The 23346-nt window shown below is 42.4% G+C and carries 15 protein-coding genes; 8 read left to right on the top strand and 7 right to left on the bottom strand.

The window, feature by feature from the left end; translation table 11 throughout:
- Positions 1-18: 18 nt before the first annotated feature.
- The 3 genes from ABWU87_RS00515 to ABWU87_RS00505 form a co-directional block, all read right to left on the bottom strand.
- Entirely contained in the window at positions 19-1053 is a 1035-nt protein-coding gene (locus ABWU87_RS00515; RefSeq protein WP_353332248.1) for a FecR family protein, read from the bottom strand.
- Between the two features lie 68 nt (positions 1054-1121).
- On the bottom strand, positions 1122-1694 hold the full coding sequence (locus ABWU87_RS00510; RefSeq protein WP_353332246.1) for an RNA polymerase sigma-70 factor: 573 nt from the start codon (positions 1692-1694) through the stop codon (positions 1122-1124).
- 590 nt (positions 1695-2284) lie between these two features.
- Entirely contained in the window at positions 2285-3169 is an 885-nt protein-coding gene (locus ABWU87_RS00505; RefSeq protein WP_353332244.1) for an AraC family transcriptional regulator, read from the bottom strand.
- 231 nt (positions 3170-3400) lie between these two features.
- Here ABWU87_RS00505 and ABWU87_RS00500 point away from each other — a divergent pair, with 231 nt between their 5' ends.
- Genes ABWU87_RS00500 through ABWU87_RS00475 form a run of 6 tightly spaced genes read left to right on the top strand, consistent with a single transcriptional unit; the run spans position 3401 to position 14954 of the window.
- Positions 3401-5155: a class I mannose-6-phosphate isomerase gene (locus ABWU87_RS00500; protein WP_353332242.1), complete on the top strand. Its 1755-nt coding sequence runs from the start codon at positions 3401-3403 to the stop codon at positions 5153-5155.
- 12 nt (positions 5156-5167) lie between these two features.
- Positions 5168-6262 (top strand): ROK family protein, encoded by a 1095-nt coding sequence (locus ABWU87_RS00495; protein ID WP_353332240.1) that lies wholly within the window; start codon positions 5168-5170, stop codon positions 6260-6262.
- Between the two features lie 22 nt (positions 6263-6284).
- The gene (locus ABWU87_RS00490; protein WP_353332238.1) at positions 6285-8648 is read left to right on the top strand and encodes a GH92 family glycosyl hydrolase; all 2364 of its coding nucleotides are present in this window, start codon (positions 6285-6287) and stop codon (positions 8646-8648) included.
- Positions 8648-9802, top strand: a complete 1155-nt coding sequence (locus tag ABWU87_RS00485; protein WP_353332236.1) for an MFS transporter — start codon at positions 8648-8650, stop codon at positions 9800-9802. Before ABWU87_RS00490 ends, ABWU87_RS00485 begins: the two co-directional genes overlap by 1 nt.
- Positions 9803-9804: 2 nt before the next feature.
- On the top strand, positions 9805-12690 hold the full coding sequence (locus ABWU87_RS00480) for a glycoside hydrolase family 38 C-terminal domain-containing protein (RefSeq protein WP_353332234.1): 2886 nt from the start codon (positions 9805-9807) through the stop codon (positions 12688-12690).
- Between the two features lie 38 nt (positions 12691-12728).
- Positions 12729-14954 (top strand): glycosyl hydrolase family 95 catalytic domain-containing protein, encoded by a 2226-nt coding sequence (locus ABWU87_RS00475; RefSeq protein WP_434533896.1) that lies wholly within the window; start codon positions 12729-12731, stop codon positions 14952-14954.
- Positions 14955-14965: 11 nt separating this feature from the next.
- Here ABWU87_RS00475 and tatC read toward each other — a convergent pair whose 3' ends face one another.
- From tatC to ABWU87_RS00455, 4 genes are all read right to left on the bottom strand, one after another.
- Complete coding sequence (gene tatC, locus ABWU87_RS00470) at positions 14966-15778, bottom strand: twin-arginine translocase subunit TatC (protein ID WP_353332232.1); 813 nt, start codon at positions 15776-15778, stop codon at positions 14966-14968.
- A gap of 6 nt (positions 15779-15784) precedes the next feature.
- Positions 15785-16003, bottom strand: a complete 219-nt coding sequence (locus ABWU87_RS00465; RefSeq protein WP_353332230.1) for a Sec-independent protein translocase subunit TatA/TatB — start codon at positions 16001-16003, stop codon at positions 15785-15787.
- A gap of 566 nt (positions 16004-16569) precedes the next feature.
- Positions 16570-19032 carry a bifunctional UDP-N-acetylmuramoyl-tripeptide:D-alanyl-D-alanine ligase/alanine racemase gene (locus ABWU87_RS00460; protein WP_353332228.1) on the bottom strand — a complete coding sequence of 821 codons (2463 nt, stop codon included), beginning with the start codon at positions 19030-19032 and terminating at the stop codon, positions 16570-16572.
- Positions 19017-19997: a GSCFA domain-containing protein gene (locus ABWU87_RS00455; RefSeq protein ID WP_353332225.1), complete on the bottom strand. Its 981-nt coding sequence runs from the start codon at positions 19995-19997 to the stop codon at positions 19017-19019. The genes ABWU87_RS00460 and ABWU87_RS00455 overlap by 16 nt, the downstream gene beginning before the upstream one ends.
- Positions 19998-20098: 101 nt before the next feature.
- Between ABWU87_RS00455 and dxs the strand changes: the two genes are divergently transcribed.
- On the top strand, positions 20099-21997 hold the full coding sequence (gene dxs / locus ABWU87_RS00450; protein ID WP_353332223.1) for a 1-deoxy-D-xylulose-5-phosphate synthase: 1899 nt from the start codon (positions 20099-20101) through the stop codon (positions 21995-21997).
- Positions 21994-23334 (top strand): Trk system potassium transporter TrkA, encoded by a 1341-nt coding sequence (gene trkA, locus ABWU87_RS00445; RefSeq protein ID WP_353332221.1) that lies wholly within the window; start codon positions 21994-21996, stop codon positions 23332-23334. Before dxs ends, trkA begins: the two co-directional genes overlap by 4 nt.
- Positions 23335-23346 lie beyond the last annotated feature (12 nt).

Here is a 23346-nt window from a genome sequence, read left to right as displayed (position 1 = left end):
GGCTTAATTATTTGCAGTTTACATTTTTGTTTTATTAATATTTATGTTGTTCTTTTGAGCTGAAATAGTTATTACAGAATCATTTGTAGTATACATAATCGGATAACTCTGGCTTATAACTTCCAGAACATTATTCAGTGAGTTATTCCGAATGGTACCGGTAAATTTCATATTTTTCAATTTTACATCTTTAATATAAACCTTTACGTTGTACATCCTTTCGATGGTTTGAGCGATAGAAGACAAGGGAACAGATTCGAATACGAGTTGTCCTGATCTCCAAAAATCGGCAATTGCAATATTATCAATAGTAGATTTTATGATCGTTTGCTGTTTCATATTATAGGTAGCAACACCTAGAGGGAGAAGTGTCACACTGTGTTCTTTGTTTGAAACTTTAACTTTTCCTTTGGCAAGAGTGGTTGTAATAAGACTGTCAGTAGAATATGCCTTTACGTTGAATTCGGTACCTAAAGCTTCAATATCTACTCCGTTACATGTAACAATGAATTTTTTATCTGGATTTTTTGCAACCTTAAAATAAGCTTCCCCATCGAGTTTTACAACTCGATTTTTAGAATTATAGTTGCCCGCATATGATATTTTGGATGCAGCATTGAGATAAACCACAGTACCATCGGCCAATTGAATACTTCCTTTTTGTCCCGACTCAACCTCAAAGGTATAGCGATTGTCAGCTGCGTTGGCATCATATCCTAATATATTGTCATACAAGTAGCGAGCAGCAAAGGTTGAACATAGGATAACTGCAATAAAAGCAGCAACTTTTGTAATAGAATAAATTCTGTGTCTGCCTATATGCCTAGTTGAAGTTGGTCTGGAATGTGCATCATTTATCTTCAATCGTATATCATCCCATATCTTATTTTTAAGAGAACTGTCAATTTCCTCAGAGGCACTTTCCCATGCCTCCTTACTATCGCGTTCGGCTTCTTCGGAACTCATCCATTTTGCCATTTCGGCACGTTCTGCAACAGAAGATGAACCTCTAAGCAAATTTACAATTAAATGTTTTATACGTTTTATTGCCATATTTTTAGGAATTGTTTATAGTATATATCCACAACCCCCAGAAAAGGATTACAATAAAATGAAATATTTTAGAGATTTATAGAAGATATTGAAATAACGGTCATAAGTGCTGAACCGATTTTGGATTTTAAGAAGATAACGGTACGATGAATTTGGGTAGAAACAGTTTTCTCGGAAATGGATAATTTTTCAGCTATTTCCTTGTTTGAAAGCCCATTACTCCATCTCATCATAAATATTCTGCGCCGTGACTCCGGAAGTTCAGCTAGCAATGAAAGAATCTGTTCTTCAATCATGTCGCGCGAAATTTTTTCTTCAATTCCCGACTCTTCTTCTTCTTTCATTTCTTCTTGAACATGGATAGCGTAATTCATGTGAATATTTAAACGACGAATTTCTCGAAACAATAAATTTCGAGAAATAGAGTATATATAACCTTCAATATTACCGTTTGGATCTAGATTTGATCTCGAATCCCATAATTGAAGAAAAGTATTTTGGGTGATATCTTTCGCTATGTCCGGATCATAAATAAAAGAATTTATATAATTGAATATCTTTCCTACATACGTATTATAAAGCGATTCAAAGGCGCCCATATTTCCGGAGATAAAGGATTCTATATTATTGTGCTTGTTCATGAGATATAGATATATATATAAAATAATTCAGTCGATTTATTTTGAGCGGCTATATACGAAGTAACACCAGAATGTTCATTCCTGGCTAGCAATTTATTCAAATGTATTACTCGTTTTGGTCTTATCTTATCGGTTAAGCCAAGTTAATTCAAGTGGCTTATTAATCTTTACTTGTCTATAGTTTTAGATTTGTAGCAAGAAGGTACAAATAAAATTAAGTTATTGACAACAAACTATCAAGTACAATCGTTTGTAGCAATATATTATCATTAAGTTATATTATAGAATGTACATATTCTATAATATTTACATATTTTTTCAACAACTCTGCATGCAAAGGTAATTGTTTTTCTTATACTTCCAAAAGATACATCAGGTTTATTTATAGTAAATGAAAAATTAACATCCAGATGTTCAGGGTTTATACATTAAAAATTATGTATCAATAATAGATCACAAAAAAATCGGATTTTATAAGCTAAAGCGGATGCATTGTTGAGTCTGAAATCTTAATATTATTGCATAAATAATATCATTTTTAATAACAAACCATCCTTAATATACTCTATTCAGAACAGGACAACCTTATATCATCGGTTCCTTTTCCTATATTCCGTTGGAGACATTCCCATTATTTTAGTGAATATACGCGAGAAATAGGCAGGTTCTTCAAAACCCAACTTAACAGAAATCTCATTAAGCTTTAAAGGGGTCAACTCTATACACTCACATGCTTTTTGTATTTTCAGGTGAATAAAATACTCCATAGGAGAAACCCCTGTTTCTTTCTGGAAAAGCATTGAAAAGTGAGAGGTAGAATATTTAAAATAACCGGCAAGTTGTTTAAGAGTCAGTTTTTGATGAATATATTCATTCATATAATGGATAACCTGGGCAGAGAAAGAATCTGTTTTCTGTGATGGGGTAGCAATATGTCTGTATTGTTCGATATAAACAAACGATGCCAGAAACTGATAAAGGCACATCGAAGAATAAATCATATATTCCTTAATATATCCCATCGAGAAGCTGCTGTATAATTCTTCAAACAAGCTCAGTCTTTCTTGCAATCTGGAATGCTCGTTGGCAACTATTGTAACCGGATGTGGCGAAGATGGAAAAAACTGATCTTGCAGTTTGCCTTGAAAATGCAACCAATAAATAGTCCATGGATCCATCTCGTCGGCTCCAAAGGAATAAGGTATTCCGGGAGGAATTATTATGTATTGATTCTGATTTACTATATACTCTTTTCCTAGAATTTTATACCATCCTTTGCCTTTTGTGCAATATATAAGCATTGCATAATCGCACCCTCTATCTTTTTGAATATGATGATATTTCACATGAGGAAAGAATCCTATTTTACGAATATAGAGATTGCTTATCAATGGAATCTTCTTGTAGTTATTAAGTATCTCTTCTGGCAACGAAACCAATCTTTCTCCTTTAAAACCTTCTTTCATTTTTGTCATATCAGTAAATCGTAAGATAGTATAAGTAAATCACTGCAAAAGTAATGGTATATACAACTGAAATGAAATATTTTTGTCTGAAAATACAAATAGTACAAAAAGAATTCGTTTCCTGTGTTTGGTTTCCTGATGCAATCTTCTTCATAAAAGAAACATGGCTTATCCAGATTGTGGGAAGATATAGGTGGAAACAAGGGGTAATAAAACTAAATAATAGATAAAACAATTATAGTGAGAAAAGCAAATTATGATAAATTTCCATCCACTTCCATTCATGGTAATATATGGAAAGGATGGGATGAAATTCTTAAGGAAATTAAGAATAAAGCAAATGCAAAGATTACCGATGAGAGATCTCTTATCGTGGTGGAATGCTATCAAGGTGTTTTACATCACGAACTCACCAGTGCTCTGCTGACTTTGGGGGCGGCTCTTTTTGTTGATACCAGAGACTTATTTAAATCGGAGGATCAAATCAAACAATTGACACATCGTTTTCTGACAGACGACCGTTTGTTTGGCTATAAGACAGACTTCCTGTCGTATGACGATTATTTAGACAGTAATAAAGTAGAAGTGATCCAAACATACCTGAAAGATCAAAAAGGTATAATCATAGTATATGGTCATGGAGCCATTGAAGTGGCAAAAGATGCGGACATATTGATTTATGCCGATATGGCACGCTGGGAAATACAAATGCGCTCACGAAGGAAAGAGATTGATGGATTGGGTGTTAATAACAGGGAAGAAGAACCATCCTCTCACTACAAACGTGGATATTTTATTGATTGGAACATTTGCGATAAACTAAAAAAGCAACTATTCGGGCGTATTGATTACTGGCTTGACACCAACAAGGCTGACGAACCAAAAATGATTGATGCCGAAACCATGAAGAATGGTTTGCAAAAGACAGCTCATAAACCATTTAGAGTGGTTCCCTTCTTCGACCCCGCTCCTTGGGGTGGGCAGTGGATGAAAGAGGTTTGCGGTCTTGATAAGAATCAGGCAAACTATGGATGGTGCTTTGATTGCGTACCCGAAGAAAACAGTTTATATCTGAAGGTGAATGGTGAACTATTCGAGACGCCTTCCAACAACCTGGTCTTTTATCAAACACGGAATTTACTTGGTGCCCCCGTGGAAGCCAGATTCGGACAGGATTTTCCTATACGTTTCGACTTTCTAGATACAATGGGAGGAGGGAATTTAAGCCTTCAGGTGCATCCTACCACTCAATATATTCGTGACACTTTTGGAATGGAATATACCCAGGATGAAAGCTACTATCTATTAGATGCCGATGAAGGGGCAACTGTTTATCTAGGACTAAAAACCGGGGTCGATCCTGAAGAGATGATAACAGCGCTCAATGAAGCACAAGAGACCGGAAAAGATTTTGATGTTGAAAGATACGTAAACAAATGGGAGGCTAAAGCCCATGATCATTATTTGATTCCTGCCGGAACAATTCATTGTTCGGGAGCTGGGGCAATGGTGTTGGAAATAAGCGCAACACCAAGTATCTTTACCTTTAAACTGTGGGATTGGGGACGCTTAGGACTCGACGGAATTCCTCGTCCCATAAACATTACACATGGTTCGCAAGTCATTCAATGGGAAAGACAGACAGAGTTTGTGAAAGAAAACCTTATAAATATTGTGACTCAAATTGCAACCGGCGAAGGATGGAGTGAAGAGAGAACCGGACTTCATGAGAATGAATTCATAGAAACAAGGCGCCATTGGTTTACTGAAAAAGTAGAGCACGATACGCATAACGGGGTTAATGTGATAAATGTTATAAAAGGAGACGAACTGATTGTTGAAAGCCCTGACAACCAGTTTGAACCTTTCATTGTTCATTATGCAGAAACATTTATTGTTCCGGCCTGTGTGGGCAAATACAGCATTCGTCCTCACGGACAATCAAAAGGGAATTATTGTGGCACTTTGAAGGCCTATATACGATTTAAAGAATAGGAGAATTGAAGAATGTATAAAGATGACAAACGCGTGGTTATGACACTGGACGCCGGTGGAACAAATTTTGTTTTCTCGGCTATTTGTGGAGGAATGGAAATAATCAATCCAATCATTCTTCCCTCTAATGCGGATAATCTGGATAAATGCCTGCAAAGTTTGGTGACAGGATTCACTGAAGTTAAATCACAATTGAGCCACGCACCTATCGCGATAAGTTTCGCTTTCCCTGGCCCTGCCAATTATAAAGAAGGCATCATTGGCGATCTTCCAAATCTCCCTTCATTCAGGGGTGGAATCGCATTAGGTCCTTTTCTGGAAGATAAATTCGGCATTCCGGTATTTATCAATAATGACGGAAATCTGTTTGCTTACGGAGAAGCCCTGACCGGAGCATTACCTTTGATCAATTCAAAACTGGAAATTTCGGGAAGTAAGAAGAGATATGAAAATATTCTGGGCATCACCCTGGGCACAGGATTTGGTGCCGGTGTAGTGATTGACGGAAAGCTACTTCTGGGTGACAATGGCGCCGGTGGAGATGTATGGTGTTTCCGCAATCCGGAATATCCGAAATACATTATTGAAGAGAGTGTAAGCATCCGCGCTGTGAAAAGAGTATATCGCGAACTTTCGGGAGATGAATCAGAAAAAACGCCAAAAGAGATATTCGAAATTGCCGAGGGAGAACGACAAGGTGATCGTGAAGCAGCTGTGAAATCTTTCAGCAAGCTGGGGGAAGCAGCCGGCGATGCGATAGCAACCGCACTGACCGTAATTGACGGATTGGTAGTGATTGGCGGAGGTCTTACAGGCGCGGCCAAATATATTATTCCGTCGGTGATAAAGGTACTGAATGGAGACATAGAGATGATGGACGGAACGGTTCTTCCGCGAATGCAGATGAAAGCCTTTAATCTTGACGATGACTCGGAGTTTGCACTCTTTGCAAAAGGAGAAGGTGTAAAAATTAAAATTCCGGATACAAACAAAGAAATAGATTATGATCCAATGAAGCGTGTGGGCGTTATGATTAGCCCATACGGAACAAGTCATTCAATTTCGATGGGGGCATATGTTTATGCATTAAACCATCTCAATGTTTAATAAATATACAACTCATAATACTATGAAATTAAAACACATAACATCTTTACCCGTTTTCGTTCTATCACTGTTTATAATAGGTTGTATTCCCGGGAAAGAGACTCTTAAGGCACAATCATTGACTCAGTATGTTGAGCCCCGAATAGGTACGGCGCATTGCCGATGGTTTCATTTTACCCCGGGAGCCATGCCTTTCGGAATGGCAAAACCGGCACCAGCCACCAATGCTCATTTAGGAAATAAGTGGGGATGGGAAGCTACCGGATACGATTATAGAGACAACTCTATTGAGGGATTCCCGGTTCTTCATGAATTTCAGGTGGGCGGCATTGTGCTTATGCCGGCAAACGGAGCGTTGAGAACGGTTCCCGGACCGGTTAACGATTCCACAAGAATTGGTTATCGCTCAACATTCGACAGAAAAGATGAAATAGCCACAGCTGGTTATTACTCGGTTTTACTAAAAGATTATGGAATAAAAGCAGAGCTCACCGCAACACCGCGCGTTGCTTTCGAGAGGTTTACATTTCCTGCAAGCAATTCAAGCCGGATATTGTTCGATATAGGCAATCGCCAGGGAGAAAGTGGAGCAGTGAAAGATGCATTCGTGAAAATGAACGCCCAAGGCGATATTGAAGGCTGGGTAATAACGGAGCCGGAATATGTGAAGAAGTATCAACCCGGAGCAACAGTCCGCCTTTATTTCTATGCAAAAGTAGACAAAACGCCTGTTTCTGTTGGAGCCTTTAATGGTGCTAACATCAAAAAAGATGTGAAGGAAGCATCGGGTATCGGAGCAGGACTTTATCTAAACTACAAAACAACCCGGGATGAGAGTATAACAGCTAAAATCGGATTGTCTTATACATCGGTTGCCAACGCCAAGTTTAATCTTGATACCGAGGCATCCAAACTCAACTTTGACGAGGCAAGGAGAATTTCGCACCAGACATGGGAAAAGTATCTTGGAAGAATCAAAGTGGAAACCGCCGACAAAGCCGATAAGGTTAAGTTCTACACAGGTCTTTATCATGCTCTGCTAGGAAGAGGCCTTGCAAGCGATGCGAATGGATTTTATCCGCGCCACGACGGAAGCACAGGTCAAATCCCTTTAAAGAATGGTAAACCCATTCATAACCTTTACAATACCGATGCCGCATGGGGTGCGCAATGGAATTTGTCGCAGCTTTGGGCATTAGCATATCCGGAATATTATTCCGATTATATCAGTAGTCATCTTTTGGTGTATAAAGATGCCGGATGGCTTTCGGATGGCACGGCCAATAGCCGGTTTGTGTCGGGTGTAGGAACCAATCTTTTATCCACAATAATTGCAGGTGCATACCAATGCGGTATCCGTGATTTTGATTTAAAACTCGCTTATGAGGCATGTCTTAAGAACGAATTGGATGGAAAAGATCGTCCTCTTGGCGCAGGTAAAATAGATACGAAGTATTTTACTGAATATGGATATGTACCTTTCGAAGAGAGTTCCGACGGTCCACTTGAATCCTTTATGTTTTCAGCTTCACATACGCTTGAATACTCTTATAGTGCATGGGCATTAGCTCAATGGTCTAAGAAAGAGGGAAAGATGAAGGATTATGACTCTTTGATGTATCTTTCCAAAGGGTGGGAAAGACTTTATGATCCTTCTACAAACTTTGTTCGTCCGAAAAAGAAAGACGGAACCTTTATTCAAAACTTCAACCCGATGCAAGTGTGGAGAGGTTTTCAGGAAGGAAATGCCTGGCAATACACATTCTATGTTCCTCACGATGTGAAGGGCTTGATTTCTAAAGTTGGAGCAGAAGCTTTCAACCAACGTCTCGATAGTATCTTTACTGTTTCTGAAGGCATGATCTTTGGTGGAGGAACCCAAATTGATGCGTTTGCAGGATTGCAAACTCTATATAACCATGGCAACCAACCTTGCCTGCATATTTCATGGCTATTCAACGAGGCTGGCAAACCGTCTCTCACCCAGAAGTGGGTACGTTCCATCTTGAATAAGTTCTATGGAACAGATGGCATTCATGGCTATGGCTACGGACAGGACGAAGACCAGGGGCAACTTGGGGCATGGTATGTTATCTCTTCAATGGGACTTTTCGACGTTAAAGGATTGACTGACCAGAATCCCTCTTTTGAGATAGCTTCTCCCCTATTCGACAAAATTACGATTCAGCTTAACGATAGATATTACCCGGGCAAAGAATTTGTGATTAAAACAATCAACAATAGTAAGACAAATCAGTATATCAGGTCGATGAAGCTCAATGGCAAAGAACTGTCAGATACACATATCCCCTTTGCCGATATAGTCAGGGGTGGAAAACTAGAGATTAATCTCAACGATCAGCCTAAAGATAAATATTCTAAATAATGGAGAACACAAATAATATCACAAGTACGAAAAGGACAATATTGCCCATTCTTTTTGGATTCTTTGTAATGGGCTTTGTCGATGTAGTTGGAATTGCCACCAATTATGTAAAGAAGGACTTTGCCCTATCAGACTCATTGGCTAATCTTTTACCCATGATGGTTTTTCTTTGGTTCGCTCTTTTCTCCATACCTACAGGTATTTGTATGGGGCGCCATGGCCGGAAAAACGTTGTCGTTGTTTCGATTTTAATTACGGCTATTGCAATGCTTATACCGATGTTTTTCTATGACTTTGTGATGATTCTCATTGCATTTGCACTTCTTGGCATAGGAAACACCATTTTACAGGTATCGCTCAACCCGATGGTTGCTCAGACTGTTGTTCAAAGCAAAGTAACGAGCGTGCTCACCTTGGGACAATTTATCAAGGCAATATCATCTTTCCTGGGTCCGATAATCGCTGGAATTGCAGCTTCATGGTTTGGCGATTGGAAACTGATTTTCATAGCCTATTCAATCATTTCGATAATCTCAATCATTTGGCTTTTGCTGGCTGTTAAAGGAAGCAAACAAGGAATGGGAGAAGAGGCCTCGTTTGTATCGACTCTAAAACTGATGAAAAACAAAAAGATTTTCATGTTGTTTCTAGGAATACTTTGCCTTGTTGGCATAGATGTGGGGTTGAACACTACCATTCCAAAGTTATTAATGGAACGTCTTGAACTTCCTCTTCAAGAAGCCGGACTTGGCACAAGCCTTTATTTTGCGGCTCGTACCATTGGAACATTCGTCGGGGCAATTCTTCTTGCAAAGATTGCATCACGTTCGTTCTTTAAAATAAGTATGGTTTTGGCCATTATTAGTTTTACGGGACTAATGTTGTTTAACGGAATGTGGTTGATGTGTTCGATGATTGTATTAGTTGGTCTTTCTCTCTCGAATATATTCTCCATTATCTTTTCATTGGCATTGGAGTATAAACCGTCACAATCAAATGAAATCTCTGCTTTAATGATTATGGGCGTTTCAGGAGGTGCTCTCATTCCTCCTCTAATGGGAGTTCTTAACGATAGTTTTGGGTTAATGGCATCATTGCTGCTATTATTGGTATGCATGTTTTATATTGGTTTTGTAGCATTAAATTCTAAATAAAGATGAGAAAAAAAATAGTATTAGCAGTAATGGCTTTAGTCAGTCTCAGCATTGGCACAGCATCAGCAAAGCTCACTGAAGTAACTGGGAAACAGCTTCCGGCACTTTATAAAACCAATCAGGGATTGATGCAGAAAGTTGAAGTCACAATTCAGCAGGAAGACAATCCATCAGTGGCTACAATTCAATTTGGAAAAGCCAAACAAGAGGTGAAGCTTCAAAAAGGAACAAACAAATTCTACTTCGAAATCCCTCAGGCCTCCACTGCGGAACAAGTTGCCCTGGTTGTTTCGACTAATGGTGAGACGAAACAAACAACTGTTAATATCTCACCAGTACGACATTGGGAGATGAATATGGTTCAGCATACCCACACTGATATTGGCTACACCCGTTCGCAGATGGAGATCCTTGCCGAACATCTGCGTTATATAGACTATGCACTCGATTATTGCGATGCTACAGACAACTATCCGGACTTTGCAAAGTTTAAATGGACTTGCGAAATCTCATGGGCCGTGAGTGAATATTTAAAGTGTCGCCCCAAAGAACAAATTGACCGCTTGAAAAAGAGGGTCAAAGAGGGCAGAATCGAGATAGCAACAATGTATCTTAACTTCGATGAACTGCCGGATGAGCAAACACTGGCCGCATCTTTAGCTCCAATCAGACAATTTCGTGAGAATGGACTTCGTGCCGAAGTTGCGATGCAGAATGACGTGAATGGCATAGGCTGGTGTTTCAGCGAATTTTTCCCCGATGCAGGAGTAAAGTATGTAAATATGGGAACTCACGGACACCGTGCACTTATCTGTTTTGACAAACCAACCGTTTTCTGGTGGCAATCTCCATCGGGAAAGAAAATCCTTACTTACCGTGCAGAGCATTATAACTATGGCAACTTCTTTGGCATCCACACCGACAATTTCGAGCAATTTGAAGAACGTGTATTGAATTATCTCGACGAAATGCAAGCAAAGAACTATCCATATGATATTCTTGTAGCACAACATTCGGGCTACTTTACTGATAACTCACCTCCATCAACAAAAAGCTGCGAAATGCTGAAGAAATGGAATGAGAAATACGAATGGCCAAAGCTTCGTACGGCAGTTGCAAGTGAATTTTTCAAGACTGTTGAAACTAAATATCCCGACAAGATTGAAACTATTCGTGGTGCCTGGCCGGATTGGTGGACAGATGGTTTTGCTTCCGGAGCACGTGAAGCTGCTGTTTCGCGTATTACCCACTCTGACGTGATAGCAAATCAGGGAACTCTTTCGTTTGCGAAGATGCTTGGTGCAAGTTTACCTAAAACAGTTAATACTAAAATTGACGACATTAATAATTCGCTTCTTTTCTATGATGAACACACATTTGGATATAGCGAAAGTGTACGTGATCCTTATGGACTTGAAACGTGGGAACAGCGTTCCTTGAAGCAGTCGTACGCTTGGGAAGCTTACCGCCACGCCGGACTTTTGGGTGAGGTTACCATGGGCTTGCTTCAGCAGTTTGCTTCTAAATCCGAGATCCCGTCTATCATGGTTTACAACACTCTCAACTGGAGTTATAGTGGAATAGCAAAAGCATACATCGATCATCAGATTCTCCCTCGCGAAAAAGCTTTTGAGATTATAGATTCAAAAGGAAATGTTGTGCCTGCGCAAGCTGCAGAGAGTCGTTCAGATGGAACATATTGGAATCTCTATGTAAAAGATATCCCGGCACTTGGCTATGCCCAATACTTCATCAAGGTTAAAGACTCTCCTCGTGAAGATATAAAAAGGTCCTCTTCTTTGAAAGAGACTCGTGTTGAAAACTCGTGGTATACAATCGATTTTAATCCTTGGAAAGGAACCATCAACCGTCTATACGACAAAGATCTGAAGAAGCAGCTACTTGCCGAAAAACCTGAATGGGAGATGGGAGAATTTATCTATGAAATTATTGACAGCCGTCGTCCTATGGAACAATATAAGGCTCCTCAGTTCATTCGTCGCCGTCCTGAAAAGATCTGGTTCGAACAGTTTGAAGAGGGACCAATTTGGAATACTTATCGTTTTCGGGGAGAGACTGTTGCCGGACGTGAGCCAAACAACCTGATGGTGGAGTATAGGGTATTCAATTTGGAAAAGAAGATTGAGATAGTCTATAAACTACGTAAAAAGGCAATAACCGATCCAGAAGCTATATATGTTTCTTTTCCATACGATGTAGCAAATGGGAAAATTAATCTGGACGTTCCGGGAGGAGTTATTGAAGCAGGTGTTGACCAGATTCCAGGATCTTCGAACGATTGGTACACTGTTCAAAACTTTGCAACGGCAAGAAATAATGAGTACCAGGTAGTAATGGGTAGTCAGGAAATTCCTTTGATGCAGTTCGGAGCAATCAATACAGGAAGATATAAAGCCGGTGCTTTACCACAATCAACGAATATGTTTTCCTGGCCAATGAATAACTATTGGACAACTAATTTCAATGCCGACCAAATGGGAGAAATGAAATGGAGCTATTTTATCAATTCTTCGGCAGACAACAGCATTGAACACGCAACAAAGTTTTCATGGGAAAACAGAATACCTCTTCGTACCCGTGTGCTTCCTGCAGCAAACAAGACAATAAAAGGAGAATCGGCAGCATCTGTTTTCAGAATATTGCCCGAGAATCTTCTTCTGGTAAACATGAAACCTGTTCCGGGAGAAAATGCAGTTATGCTTCAACTACGTGAAATTGGTGGAAAAAATGCAGCATTTGCGGTTAGCTCAGAGAAGATCAGATTTAAGAGACCTATTGTTTGCGATGTAACAGGTACACCGACACAAAAGAACTCTTCCCTTGAATTTCACCCATGGGAAAACAAGTTTATCAAATTGTCCTGGTAGGATTATATATAAATTCACAATTGTTCAATTTTTCCAGTATGAAGAAAAGCATTTCATTATTTATAGGCATCATGTTATTAACAGGATGTCAGACTAAAACAAATTTGCTGACAACTGAATCTAAAAGTGATTTAAAGTTCAGTCGTTTGGCTTTAAGCTGGGATGAAGGAATACCACTTGGGAATGGAACCGTTGGAGCTCTGGTTTGGCAACGAGACAGTATGTTACGACTTTCCTTGGACCGTACAGATTTATGGGATTTACGTTCTATAGACAGTTTAAGTGGCCCTAATTATAAATACACCTGGGTTCAAAGTCAGGTAGCAAAAAAGGACTATCTTCCAGTTCAAAAGAAGTTTGATTGGCCTTACGACCAGTTGCCTGCCCCCTCTAAGATTCCGGGAGCAGCTTTGGAATTTCCAGTAGCCTCACTAGGCGATTCGGCTGCTGTGAGACTTTATCTGAACAATGCACTTTGCAAGGTTTCGTGGCCAAACGGAACTATTCTTAAGACTTTTGTTCATGCTACCAAGCCTGTAGGATGGTTCGTTTTCGAGAACCTTCCTACAGGGATTCATCCAATGATGGTTATTCCTCGTTATAAAGGAGAAAACGTTTCATCCACTGACCCTGTTACCGGACAAGACTTGCGCCGACTTGGTTATGAACAAGGAACTGTCAATGCAGACGAACATAGTATCGTTTATCACCAGAAAGGAGATGGAGATTTTTATTATAATGTTGCCGTAACCTGGAAAAAGGAAGGGAACAGGCTTTCTGGTACATGGAGCGTGACGTCGAGCATGGAAAACAACAATGCCATAGATGAAGCAAAAGAGGCCCTTTCACGTGGATTTGAGAAAGATTACAATGACCATATGCGCTTTTGGAAAAATTATTGGGCACAATCATCCATCTCTATTCCAGATTCCGTTTTACAGCGTCAATACGACAATGAAATGTATAAATTCGGATCTGCAACACGTGAAACCTCTTCGCCAATTTCTCTTCAGGCCGTATGGACCGCAGATAACGGCAAGTTGCCTCCATGGAAAGGTGATTATCATCATGATCTAAACACACAATTAAGCTATTGGCCCACTTATACCGGAAATCATTTGGCGGAAGGTTTGGGCTATATTAATACACTCTGGAATCAGCAGAATATTTATAGAGCTTATACTGAGCAATATTTTGAAAAAGGAGGCTTGGCAATACCAGGAGTTTGTACATTGACCGGCGAACCGATGGCTGGATGGATTCAATACTCTCTGTCTCCTACTGTTAGTGCTTGGCTAGCACAACATTTCTATTTGCACTACAAATATTCTATGGATTCTCAATTTCTTCAGGAAAAAGCTTATCCTTTTGTGAAGAACGTAGCAACTTTCCTGGAACAAATCACCATAATGAAGAATGGAAAACGTACACTCGAGATTAGTTCAAGTCCGGAAATATTCGACAACTCTTTACAAGCATGGTTTAAAACAATCACCAACTATGATTTGTCACTAATAACCTTTGCTTTCAAAGCTGCTTCTGAACTAGCTTCTGAGATGAATTTGCCTGAAGAGTCGGCACATTGGAAAGAACTTCAAAACCAGATGCCTGAGTTGGATCTAGATACAGATGGTTCACTCACTTTTGCGAATGGTTTCCCGTATAATGAATCTCACCGACATTTCTCTCATGCAATGGCTATTCATCCTCTTGGACTTATCAACTGGAACAATGGAGAAAAGTCGCAAAAAATTATAAAATCCACGCTCGATAGGATGGAAAAAATTGGTCCCGAATGGTGGTGCGGCTATTCATATAGTTGGTTTGGAAACATGAAAGCACGCATGAAAGATGGCAACGGCGCTGCAAAGTATCTTCGCTTGTTTGCTGAATGCTTTTGCTTGCCTAATACATTTCATGTAAACGGTGATCAGACTAAAAGCGGAAAATCCAATTTTCAATATCGTCCCTTTACACTCGAAGGTAACTTTGCATTTGCAGCAGGCATTCAGGAAATGTTACTTCAAAGTTTTGATGGCGTAGTGAGAATATTCCCTGCTATCCCTTCTGATTGGAAGAATGTATCTTTTAACAAGCTTCGTACAATAGGAGCATTCCTTATTTCAGCAGAAATTAAAAATGGAAAATTAAATAAAGTTTCAGTCATTTCAGAAAAAGGAGGCAATCTAAAAATACAACTTCCAGGATCTGATGAAATAAAGGAATATATGATGAAACCAGGAGAAATACGGGATATTATTTAGAAATAATAGTACTATATGTCCTCCTCTTCAACTTCTACTGCAGCCTTCTTTTCTCTGTTGATCATCAGAATACTGAGTTCGTAGAGCATCCACAAAGGAATTGCCACCACGGATAATGTGAATGGGTCGCCTGTAGGTGTGATTACGGCCGCGATTATAAAGATGGCAACCACCGCATGTTTACGGTATTTACGCAGGAAGCTGCGGCTCACCAGTCCAATCTTCGAAAGCATCCAGGTAAGAAGCGGAAGTTCAAATACCAGCCCCATCATCAGGACCAGCATCATAAAGTTATCAATGTATGAATTGAGCGAGATGCGGTTCTCTATCTGGGCGCTGAGGTCGTAGGTAGAGAGGAACCGCAGTGTAAGCGGAAAGACCATGAAATAGCCCAGGAGTACACCAAGAAAAAACATGACCGTACCAAACCCGAGGGCGATACGCACATTGTCTCTCTCGTTCTTGTACAGAGCGGGCTTTACAAAGCCCCACACCTCGAAAAGCAGATAGGGTACGGATACCACTACCGACATCCAGAAAGCTGTGGATATATGGATAAAAAACGGAGCCGCAAGGTTGATGTTAATGAGCTTCACCTCAAAATGCTGGGTAAAGAAATCGTCGGTAAGGTTCAGTAGCTGACCGATTTCCTTCAACAGCGCATAGAACGCAAAATTGTCATGGCAAGGTGCAAGAATGACGTGGTCAAACAGATAGGGCATAGCTATAAAGAAGCCACCCAACAGCACCATCCACACCGCGCAGATGCGCAGCAGCACACGACGGAGTTCGTCCAAGTGATCCCAGAACGTCATTTCGGCCATGCGCGCTTATTTTTTTTCGTCGTCGGAAGTCTTGGTGATATCGTCCTTTACGTCTTTGATCTCGTTTTCGGCCTCTTTCATACCATCTTTGAAGCTCTTCACGCCTTTGCCAAGCCCTTTCATCAGTTCAGGGATTTTCTTTCCACCAAATAAAAGAAGCACAACCAGAGCGATAATAATAATTTCGCCGGCACCAAGGTTTAAAAATAACAAGGAATTGAACATATGTATTGTTTTTAACGATTAACTTCGTTTTAATTACGGCGGCAAAGCTAAACAAAAGATATTAACCGACAAATTTTTCGGCTGTTAATTTCTGATAGACACACGCTTTGTTACAGGATTCCAGGCCAAATTGAACGAGAATGAAAGGCGGACTGATGGACTTCAATCTGAAAAAGCGATGTGGGGAAGAATTATGAACTACAGAAAGCGATGCGGAGGAACGTTGAAAAAAAGAAAACTATGCGAGGGCTTTGTTGAATCACATGAAGTGATACTAAATAACTCTGAACTATAAAAAGCGATACGGGGTAATGTTGCATCACAAAAGCGATGCGGAGGAACAAAGCGGCGTGGGGTAACAAAACGGTGTGGAGTAACTCTGAACAAAGCATGAGGAAAAGGCTCAGGAAGTAAGCCAGTAACCAGGGGTTAAATAAAAAGAGCCGTTTCCAATCCACATTTTAGGTTGAAAACGACTCTGAATTTATAATCAAAAGGCTGCTTAGTGGCATCCTGTGAGGGTACCTGACTCCTGTCGGCCTCCTGATCTGGTTAAGGTTTGGTTGTTAATCCTGAAAATAGACCCGCTTCACTCGTGAGGAGACACTGGTAAGCACCTCATAAGGGATGGTTCCCAGAATGTCCGATAGCACTGTCATAGGCAGGTCGTCACCAAAGATGATGGCTTTATCGCCCTCTTTGCACTCTATATCGGTAACATCGATCATACAGACATCCATGCAGATGTTTCCTACATAGGGTGCCTTCTTGCCATTCACCAGGCAGTACGCCTTGCCATTGCCCAAGTGCCGGTTCAGTCCGTCGGCATAGCCAATAGGAATAGCAGCAATGCGCGAGTTACGGGTAAGCGCTCCACGGCGGCTGTAACCCACCGTATCTTCGGCCGGCACATCACGTATCTGAAGAATGGTTGTCTTCAGGGTGCTTACGTTGTTGATGATGGAATTGTCCACCGCGCTCACTCCGTAGAGCCCAATGCCAAGGCGAACCATATCATATTGCGCATCGGAGAAGCGTTCAATGCCTGCCGAATTACAGATGTGACGCAGTATTTTATGCTGGAAAGCGGAAGTAATCTCCTGCGATGCCTTATCGAACACCGCTATCTGATGACGGGTAAATTCGTCGAACTTGCTATTGTCGCTGCCCACCAGATGTGAAAATACCGAGCGGGGCAGTACGGCACTCTGCGACTTGAGTCGTTTGATGAGAGCAGGCACATCTTCGGGGGCAAATCCCAGACGATGCATTCCAGTATCAAGCTTGATATGAATGGGGAAATGGGTGATTCCCTCCTTCTCCGCCTCACGTATCAAGGCTTCGAGCAGATGGAAACTGTATACTTCGGGTTCGAGCTTATAGTCGAACATGGTTTTGAACGCAGACATTTCGGGGTTCATGATGATGATGGAGCCGGTGATGCCCGCCTTGCGAAGGTCGGAACCTTCATCGGCCACAGCCACAGCTAAGTAATCCACACGATGATCCTGCAATGTTTTGGCCACCTCGTACGACCCGGCGCCGTAGGCAAATGCCTTTACCATGCACACCATCTTGGTTTCCGGTTTTAATTTTGAACGGAAATAGTTGAGGTTGCTCACCAATGCGTTGAGGTTAATCTCGAGTATGGTTTCGTGCACCTTCAGTTCAAGTGCTTCGGATATGCGTTCGAAAGCGAAATCGCGTGATCCTTTAACCAGAATCACTTCATTGCGTAGCGATGTAAAAACATCCGATTTGAGGAAGGTTTCCGTATTGGGGAAGAAATATTTTTCTATCTCGAACTTCTTGGCACAGGAAGATATCTCGGCTCCTACTCCGATAATCTTCTGAATACCCCGGCTGTGAACCAATTGTGCCACCTTACGATAGAGCACGGAAGTGGTTTGTCCTGTTTCGAGCATATCCGAAAGTATCAGCGTGCGCTTCATTCCCTTTGCCTCGGAACGACGGTAAAGGAAGTCGAGCGCGATATCGAGCGATGCGATGTCCGAGTTGTATGTATCATTAATCAGCACACATCCGTTTTTCCCCTCTTTCACCTCGAGCCGCATGGCCACAGGTTCGAGCTTTGACATACGAGTGTTGATCTCTTCGTTGGGCACCATGAGGTAAAGGCATGCTGCCAAGCAGTTGAGCGAGTTCTCGATGGAGGCGTCGTCAATGAACGGAATGGTGTAGCAATTGTCCATTCCCAAGTATCGGTAGCATATCTTTGTGCTGTCGGTTCCCTTGGTGATAGAGTTGATGTAGAGCGGTTTCTCCTTGTCAGTACGCGACCAGGCAATCTCTCTGGAGCTCATCAACGATTTGGATACACAGTCGGATATAAGGTCGTTATCACCGTTGTAGATCACCACATCGCAATCCTTGAACAGGGTTAGTTTCTCCATACATTTTTCTTGCAGGGAGAAAAAATTCTCTTGGTGTGCTCCGCCAATATTGGTCAGGATGCCGATGGTAGGACGAATAATGGTCTGCAATGCCCGCATCTCGTTCATCTCGGAAATGCCGGCTTCGATAACCGCCAGTTCAGTCTGCTCGTTAAGCTGCCATACTGAAAGCGGAACACCAATCTGTGAGTTGTAGCTACGCGGCGAACGGGTCACGATTCTGTCGGGACTGAGCAACTGGTGAAGCCACTCCTTAACCACAGTTTTGCCATTACTACCGGTAACACCGATAACCGGAATCTGGAACTTGGCACGGTGTAGTTCGGCTAGTTTCTGAAGAGCTTTCAAGGGGTGTGCCACTTTCAGGAAGTTGGCATCGGAATATGAATCTCCGGCCGGAAGTTCGTTGACCACAAAGTTTCTTACACCACGGGCATATAAATCCGGAATATATTTGTGCCCGTCGTTACGTTTGCTTTGAAGGGCAAAAAATAGTGTTTCCTCGGGGAAACAGAGAGAACGGCTGTCGGTTAGCAACCAGTCGATTCGTGCCTCACGGAGGCCAATGCGCTGTGCGCCTATTAGTTGCGTAATAGTTTCTATTGAATATGACATAACTCTATTTCTTTAGCGACATCTAAGAAAGGGCATTTTTCCTTAAGTTGGATAATCTTTAACAGAATTTGACTTAAAAAATGCTTATATTGAGCCGAATCCGGATGGAACGGTTTATGCTGAAGCGCTTTAACAATTTCGGCCCATTCCTTAAGGATTTTCTGTGTCTCTTTCGGGAAGTAAGATTTGATAAACGACTCCCACAAATAGCTGATGGCAACATCCGACGGATGAAGCATATCGTCGGCGTAAAACCGGTAATCGCGCAGCTCATCGAGCAGTAATTCGTACGAAGGGAAGTAGTATACATTTTCCGGGAAATGGCAGCGAAGCTCCTCGATGGCAAGCAGCAATACCGCCTTACTGAGTTGGTTGCCGTGCATGCCATCTTTGACATGACGAATGGGGCTGACTGAAAAAATAAGTTTCAACTTCGGGTTGCTTGTAATAAGTTCCTCAATCAAAGGAATGTAAGCATCGGTAATTTCACTCACGCTGAGCATTCGACGATTAAAAGCTCTATCGGGTAGCTTGTGGCAGTTGGCCACTACTGTGCCACTCTCCTTCTCCTCGAACACCCACGCGGTTCCGAAGGTGATAAGCAGATAGTTGAGCGAGGCAAACTGATCGGCTGCCGGTTGCAGACGCTGGTTTATGTTCTGAAGCGTCTGTTCGGGGGTGGAAGCCGAGAACGAGCCATGATGCATAAAACTATGCCATAGTCCGCGGGAAGCAAACAAATCGGTCGGGGAAAACGTTCTCTTATCGGCCAGACAGCGCAATCCGCGAGCTATAGAGAGCGGGTTGTAAAGGACTCCGAAGGGGTTGACTTCGCACCTGAATTTATTATTTATCAGCAGATTGCCGATGTTCTCAGCGAAACAAGAGCCAAGCAGAAGGATTTGATCAGCATGGGTAATGGTCAGCTCTTTTTGAGGAAGCTCCACTAATGTTCTGAATTCCATATCGTATATATGCAATTATTGAGTCCGGACAAAAATATCTTTGCAAAAGTAAGCATCTTATTACTATTTTGTACTAATTTTGCCTTAAATATTATCTGAGAATGAAGAATAACCAAACATATCGTTTGCTGAATGGCATCAATTGTCCGGGAGATCTTCGCAAACTAAACGTGGATGCGCTTCCTGAAGTATGCAGGGAATTGAGACAGGACATCATTGATGAGCTTTCCTGCAACCCGGGGCACTTTGCTGCAAGTCTGGGAGCGGTAGATTTAACCGTAGCCCTGCATTACGTTTTCAATACCCCTTACGACAGAATTGTGTGGGACGTAGGGCATCAGGCCTATGCGCATAAGATACTTACCGGTAGAAGAAAAGCCTTCTCAACAAATCGCAAACTGAAAGGAATAAAGCCGTTTCCCTCGCCTGAGGAGAGCGAATACGATACCTTTACCTGCGGACATGCCTCAAACTCCATATCGGCAGCACTGGGAATGTGCGTGGCTGCAAGACATAAAGGCGAGAAAGATCGGCATGTTGTAGCGGTAATAGGCGACGGATCGATGACCGGCGGACTGGCGTTCGAAGGGCTGAACAATGTGGCAGCCATCCCGAACAATGTGCTGATTGTACTGAACGACAACAACATGGCTATTGACCGCACTGTGGGGGGAATGAAGGAGTATCTGCTGAACCTTACCACTACCAACCGGTATAACCGCATCCGGCAACGGATTGCCCGTCAGCTCTTCCATTGGGGCATACTTAACGACACGCGCCGCAAAAGCCTTATACGGTTCAACAACAGCCTGAAATCACTGCTCTCACAGCAACAGAATATTTTCGAGGGAATGAACATACGCTACTTCGGTCCTTTTGATGGGAACGATGTGAAGAACGTGGCACGGGTGCTGAATGACATCAAGGACATGGAAGGTCCCAAACTGCTGCATCTGCATACTGTGAAAGGAAAAGGTTTTGAGCCGGCAGAAAAAGCAGCTACCGAATGGCACGCTCCGGGACTGTTTGACAAGGAGACGGGCGAACGGATTGTGACCAGCACAAAGGGAATGCCTCCCCTCTTTCAAGAGGTATTCGGACATACGGTTCTGGAACTGGCAAAAAACAATAAGAAAATTATCGGGGTTACACCTGCCATGCCATCAGGATGCTCACTGAACATCATGATGAAGGAGATGCCCGACCGGGCCTTCGATGTAGGTATTGCCGAAGGACATGCCGTAACCTTTTCGGGAGGTATGGCGCAAGACGGACTATTGCCGTTCTGCAACATCTACTCCTCTTTCATGCAACGGGCTTACGACAATGTGATTCACGATGTGGCGATTCAAAAACTGAACGTAGTGTTCTGTCTGGATCGCGCCGGACTGGTGGGCGAAGACGGGCCAACGCATCACGGAGCGTTCGATTTGGCTTACATGCGCTGCATACCCAACCTCACCATTGCATCGCCCTACAACGAACACGAACTGCGCAAACTGATGTACACCGCACAGCTGCCCGATATGGGACCGTTCGTAATTCGCTACCCCAGAGGACGCGGAACACTGGTGGATTGGAAATGCGAGTTCGAAGAAATTCAGATTGGTAAGGGACGAAAGCTGAAAGATGGAAACGACCTGGCAGTAATTACCCTCGGACCCATCGGGACTCTGGCAAAGAAAGCCATTGCCCGCGCAGAGGAAGAAGGAGTTACCATTGCACACTACGACCTACGGTTCCTGAAGCCGCTGGACGAAGAGTTGCTTCACGAGGTAGGAAAACGATTCTCCAAAATAGTAACCATAGAAGACGGGGTAACTGAAGGAGGAATGGGAAGCGCCATCCTGGAATTTATGATGGATCACCACTATTCTCCACAAATTACACGAATAGGAATTCCAAATATATTCGTGGAACACGGAAGCGTAAAAGAGCTCTTTAAGCTTTGTCACATGGATGAGGAAAGTATATATCAAACTTTAAAATCGCAGTTATGAAAATTATTATCGCCGGAGCCGGAGCGGTAGGTACGCACCTGGCCAAGCTGCTTTCACAAGAAAAACAAGACATTGTCCTGATGGATGATGACGAAGATAAATTGCTGACCATGGACAGTAACTTCGACCTGATGACAGTGTGCCGGTCGGCCACTTCTATCAACGGACTGAAGGATGCCGGTGTTGCAAAAGCCGACCTGTTCATTGCTGTTACTCCAGACGAAAGCAGGAACATGACCGCCTGCATGCTGGCATCAAGCCTGGGAGCCAAGAAAACAGTAGCGCGCATTGATAACTACGAATACCTGGAGCCACATCATCAGGAGTTCTTCAAGAAACTGGGAGTCGATTCGCTTATCTATCCAGAAATGCTTGCTGCCAAGGAAATTGTATCGTCCATCAAGATGAGCTGGATACGCCAATGGTGGGAGTTCTGTGGAGGAGCTCTGGTACTTATAGGAGTAAAAATGCGCGAGGGAGCCCGAATACTTGATATTCCGCTCAGCGAACTGGGCAAACAGGAGGCACCTTACCACATCGTGGCCATTAAGCGGGGCAACGAAACAATCATCCCCCGGGGCGACGACATGATTAAGCTATTAGACATAGTTTACTTTACCACAACTCCAAAGAATATTCCAATCATACGCAAGGTGGCAGGAAAAGAAGAATACTCTGACGTGAAGAACGTAATGGTGATGGGAGGAAGCCGAATAGCCGTAAGAACTACACAGTTTGCACCCGACTATATGCGAATGAAGATTATCGAAAAAGATCCGACCCGCTGCACAAGACTTACCGAACTGGTGAACGACAAGACCATGATTATTAATGGTGACGGACGCGACGTAGACCTGTTGGTAGAAGAGGGATTGAAGAACACAGAGGCATTTGTGGCACTGACCGACAACTCGGAAACAAATATTCTGGCCTGTTTGGCAGCCAAAAGGAACGGAGTACGCAAAACTGTGGCCGAAGTGGAAAATATAGATTACATAGGCATGGCCGAAAGTCTGGACATCGGTACTGTAATCAACAAGAAGCTGATTGCCGCCAGCCACATTTATCAGATGATGCTGAACGCGGATGTTACCAATGTGAAGTGTCTGACCTTTGCCAGCGCCGACGTAGCGGAATTTACCGTGAAAGAGGGAACTGCCATTACCCGCCGCAAAGTAAAAGACCTGGGACTGCCTAAGGGGATGACTATCGGTGGTTTGCTACGCAACAGCGAAGGTATCGTGGTAACAGGTGATACTCAGATTGAACCGGGCGACCACGTGGTTGTGTTCTGCATGAGTATGATGATTAAGAAGATTGAAAAATACTTCAATTAACAGTTAAAGACT

The organism is Bacteroides sedimenti, assembly GCF_040365225.1.
In the GTDB taxonomy this organism is placed as follows: Bacteria; Bacteroidota; Bacteroidia; order Bacteroidales; family Bacteroidaceae; genus Bacteroides; species Bacteroides sedimenti.
The sequence above is the reverse complement of the archived record's forward strand: the minus strand, read 5'-3'. Positions and strand labels throughout refer to the sequence as shown.